This is a genomic window from Corynebacterium sp. MSK073 (assembly GCF_030232085.1).
In the GTDB taxonomy this organism is placed as follows: domain Bacteria; phylum Actinomycetota; class Actinomycetes; order Mycobacteriales; family Mycobacteriaceae; genus Corynebacterium.
Genome location: NZ_JASPIY010000058.1, coordinates 1 through 222 on the forward strand (window position 1 = coordinate 1; position 222 = coordinate 222).

Genomic DNA, 222 nt, shown 5'->3' on the forward strand with positions numbered 1-222 from the left:
AATCAATGCTTTGGTCTGTTCCAGGCTGGTTAGTGACATGTAGCGGTTTTGCTGGATCCAGTCATCGTGTTGTTCTGTTAGGACAGCACCAACAAGGCGCACGACAGCGTCACGATTGGGGAAGATGCCTACAACATCCGTACGTCTGCGGATTTCACGATTGAGCCGTTCAGTAGGGTTATTCGACCAGACTTTCTTCCAGACGGATTTCGGGGCGTTGGT

The 222-nt window shown here is 50.9% G+C and carries 1 protein-coding gene; it reads right to left on the bottom strand.

What is annotated here, in order from left to right; translation table 11 throughout:
- On the bottom strand, nt 1–222 hold a 222-nt coding region (locus tag QP970_RS11665), incomplete at both ends, for a transposase (RefSeq protein ID WP_284869976.1).